Here is a 1,683-nt window from a genome sequence, read left to right on the forward strand (position 1 = left end):
GACTGGGCGTGGGCAGAGCCGAGTCCCGGCAAGGCCTGGCTGATGCTGGTCATTTGGGAGCGGCTCCGAGCAACTGGTCAATTTGGTCGAGCTGACGGCGCGCGTTGAGCATCGCGGCGTCGGTGGGATCGTGCGGATCAAGATCCGCGACGGCCGCCGGCGCAGACGCAGGCAGCACGGCTGGCGTTTCGGGTGGTGCCGGAGCGGCGGCTAGCGCCGCGACCGTGGGCGGAGCCGTCGTTGGCAGGGTCGGCGGCGCGGGAGCCGCGGTCGGCGCGTCCGCCGCCGGCTTGGCCGCAGCCGCGACAGCCGTCTGCTCGGACATGGCGCCTTCCACCGGCGGCAAGGCTTCGGCGTCGGCCTTGCTCACAGACTCGGCTTCGGCGGCGGGTTTCGCCGCATTGATCCTTGCCGGATCCGCAGCCTCGATCTCGTCCTTGCCTGCCGCCGGCACAGGTGCGACGACCTCGCCTGCGACGGCTTGCGCGGCGTCGAGCAAGGCGCGGTCGCCTTCCGAAAGTTTGGCGCGATCGATCTTGCCGAGCCTGGCGCGCACGTCGTCGATCGTGGCCGACGTCACCGTGGAGAGGCTGGAGTAGAGCACGGCGCGTGGATCGTCCTGATTGCCGTTGCCGTTACGGCCTTGCTCGGCCCGCGCCGAGGCGAAAGCGGAGAGATCCGTCAGCCCGTCGATCGCGGCACGGCGGGCGATGCGCAGATAGATCACCTTCTCGCGCTCGGCATCCATCATCGACGTGATGTCGGCGAGCTTGTCCTGGCTGATCGACATGTGCAGTTGAATAACGCCGGAGACGAAGGAATCCGCGAACTGGCTGGCATAGGGGGAATAGAGATAGCCCGCGACATACTGCGTCGAGGCGAGCGCGAAGCGAGCGGCATCGCCTTGTGCCGCGGCGATGCCGACGGAACGGCGAAGGGCTGCTTCCTCGACCAGCGTGCCGGGGCTGAGCAGGCGGGCCTGGTCCAGCAAGATGAGCGCTGCGGCCGGTTCATCGGTCGCGAGCAGAGAACCCTTGACCAGCGCCAGGAAGGCGCCGAGGTCGGGAGGCACGCTCATCGGATCGATCGGCTTCAGGATCTCGATCGCGGTGGCCGGCCGGCCGTTCAGGTAGGCGACGATCCCCTTGGCGATGGCGAGGCTTTGCGGGTCGGTCGTCGCGCGCGAAGCCGCGGCCTCGACCGTGACAGGGTTGCCGCCGCTCATGCCGTAGACGAGCAGTCCGCGGAAATTTTTCGGATCCTTGAAATCCTCGGCATCGGCGGCGCGAAGCCTGGCATCGGTCATTTCGAGCAGTTTGGCCTGCATCGGCAGCGCCGCATGGTCGCCGCCGGCGATGCGGTCCTGGATCAGCTGCAGCGAACGCACCAGCTGATAAGGCTGCAAGCCGTCATCCTGGGCGAAAGCCGCGGCCGGCGATCCTGCGGCGGCGAGCAGCAGCAGCCCGACAGCGCGGCCGATGACGGTCTTGCCTCTCATCCGCCTGTAGCCATCAGGATTTCGATGCGGCGGTTCGCGGCGGCCAGCGGATCGGACGGGATCCTGGGCTGGCGGTCGGCATAGCCGGCGACCTCGGTGATACGGCTTTCGTCGACGCCGCCTCGCACCAGCATGTAATAGGCGGAGTGGGCGCGGGCGGTGGACAGCCGCCAGTTGTCATAGGC

The 1,683-nt window shown here is 68.3% G+C and carries 1 protein-coding gene and 1 pseudogene; both read right to left on the minus strand.

Going from position 1 to position 1,683, the window contains the following annotated elements; all coding sequences use genetic code 11:
* Positions 1 to 49: 49 nt before the first annotated feature.
* The gene (locus tag EOA29_RS35560) at positions 50 to 1,498 is read right to left on the minus strand and encodes a chemotaxis protein MotC (RefSeq protein ID WP_127222332.1); all 1,449 of its coding nucleotides are present in this window, start codon (positions 1,496 to 1,498) and stop codon (positions 50 to 52) included.
* Positions 1,495 to 1,683, minus strand: a pseudogene (locus EOA29_RS35565) (OmpA family protein); the annotation flags it as partial. The pseudogene EOA29_RS35565 and the gene EOA29_RS35560, both read right to left, overlap by 4 nt.

It is taken from the genome of Mesorhizobium sp. M1E.F.Ca.ET.063.01.1.1, from assembly GCF_003998155.1.
GTDB lineage: Bacteria > Pseudomonadota > Alphaproteobacteria > Rhizobiales > Rhizobiaceae > Mesorhizobium.

What these genes read in the sequence shown, in the direction of transcription:
- EOA29_RS35560 (WP_127222332.1), bottom strand. Translation starts at nt 1,498, where the DNA reads ATGAGAGGCAAGACCGTCATCGGCCGCGCTGTCGGGCTGCTGCTGCTC.